This window comes from Thalassovita litoralis, from assembly GCF_900182725.1.
GTDB lineage: Bacteria > Pseudomonadota > Alphaproteobacteria > Rhodobacterales > Rhodobacteraceae > Thalassobius > Thalassobius litoralis.
Genome location: NZ_FXTO01000073.1, coordinates 1 through 1,731, shown reverse-complemented (window position 1 = coordinate 1,731; position 1,731 = coordinate 1). Strand labels below are relative to the sequence as shown.

4 protein-coding genes are annotated in these 1,731 nt (G+C 63.1%); all 4 read right to left on the bottom strand.

Features of this window, described 5'->3' with window-relative positions; all coding sequences use genetic code 11:
- The coding region (locus tag FN828_RS20365; protein ID WP_142495129.1) for a hypothetical protein at positions 1-791 on the bottom strand (791 nt) is incomplete at its 3' end.
- Positions 792-794: 3 nt separating this feature from the next.
- Positions 795-1,175: a hypothetical protein gene (locus FN828_RS20360; protein ID WP_142495128.1), complete on the bottom strand. Its 381-nt coding sequence runs from the start codon at positions 1,173-1,175 to the stop codon at positions 795-797.
- Between the two features lie 2 nt (positions 1,176-1,177).
- Positions 1,178-1,516, bottom strand: a complete 339-nt coding sequence (locus tag FN828_RS20355) for a hypothetical protein (RefSeq protein WP_142495127.1) — start codon at positions 1,514-1,516, stop codon at positions 1,178-1,180.
- Between the two features lie 20 nt (positions 1,517-1,536).
- On the bottom strand, positions 1,537-1,731 hold a 195-nt coding region (locus FN828_RS20350), incomplete at its 5' end, for a phage tail assembly chaperone (protein WP_221930578.1).

Here is a 1,731-nt window from a genome sequence, read left to right as displayed (position 1 = left end):
GCAGCATCGCCTTCGGTGTAAGCCCCCACAAAGCCATTTCCACTGACTCGGGCGGGCGGCGTATGGATCGCAGCACCGCCCGTCGCTGCGCGTTCAGCGGAGCCATCTATCACGATCGCGGATGGGGAAACTGTGACGGAACCAGTGATGCTGCGCTGCCCCTGCCCCTCAGCGATTGCAGCTGGCGCAATCAGGCTGGCCGCGCCGGTGCGCTCGATCTCTCCGGACGCCAGCGCACCAATCGACGGGGCGCTGATCGCGATCGCGCCGGGCACATTCCGCGCCCCGTATCCGGACAGGGTGATAGCGGGCAGACCTGTGCCTCCGGATCCGGAGATGCCGCTGTCTACGATACCAGATGCAGCGGTGGTGATGGCTGGCAGGGATATATCCCCGGTATGCGCGCCAATTCGCCAGATTGCGGTGCCGGGATAGGCGAACAAGGGGGAGGCTGTCGGGGCGAATATTACAGCGGAGACATACCCGTCCGCATCCAGTGCCGGAATATGCTCAATGTAGAAGGTCGCGCCATCAATAGCGATCTGGGGATTATCGGCGAACCACGCACTGGTAACACCGGACAGGCCAACATAATGCGCATAGCTGCCGTCACCGTCGAAAAATACAAACAGCCCCTCAAGGGTCGCGCCTCCGTGGAGGGCTGTTATGGAGGCGCTGCCGCGATCCGCAGCATCCAGACCGATGGCTATGGAATAATCCGAAGTCAGATAGCCGCACAGTTGACCGGAATATCCGGTGCCGAATGTGATGGAGCCCGCGGTCAGCGCCATGGGTCAGGTCGCGGGCTGTGATATGGTCAGTGACGACACTGAGACCGTATCCCCGGCCCCGATTGTCAGGGAGGATAGGTTCAGGTCTGCACCGGACGTGCCCACCGTGCCGCGCAGCACCTCGGTATTGTCACGATCCTGCAACTTGAACAGCGCCGCCGTGCCGCCCGTGGCATTGGTGTCATCGCTGATCGTATCCGCAGCCGCAGCGCCGCCGGAGGCCGCCGCGAATCCGGGATTTGAAAGTGCCAACGTGGCAACCTCAACGTCACCCGCCGTCATGATGACCAGATCGCCATTTGCATCGGAGGTGCCAGCGTCGACCAGATCGGCGATGGCATCAACTGCGGCATTGCGCGCCGCCGTGGTAAGGGTCACACCCATGTTCAGATCTCCAAAGTGAGAGTTTCGCCCGCAGGGCAGTCAGTGCGCTCGGTCAGACGCCAGCGCGCGCTGCCGTCCCAGATTTCCGAGGCGGCAACGAGCGCGTCCGTCGCCTCGAATTCGGTTGCGGATATCCGCGTCAACCGCTTGATGCCCTGCGCATCGATGGCCAGAGGTCCCTGCCAGATACCCAAGGCGGCGCGTTCAGCGGCGCTCAGCAGGCTGATCTGACCCGGATGGAGCTTGGCGACATCGTCAATGCGGGGCGAGCCGTCAGCGCGACGCACAAGGCCATACAGCACGCCCTGCGGCTGCTGCTCAAATGCGGATACAAGTTTCATATGGTCCTCTTTGGTTGTGCCTAGGCAGGCGGGGTTGGCCAATCCGGATCAAACACATCCGTGACGGTGGCCGGTAATTCACGCAGGGCCTGCCGGTAGCTGACCCATGCCGCCTGATCGACGGGAGCGTCGGGGATCTGGGTCCAGTCGCTCTCCGCCAACAGCCGGTTGCGTGTTTTGCGCAGGGCCGCCAAAGCTGCCGCCGCATCCGGCGC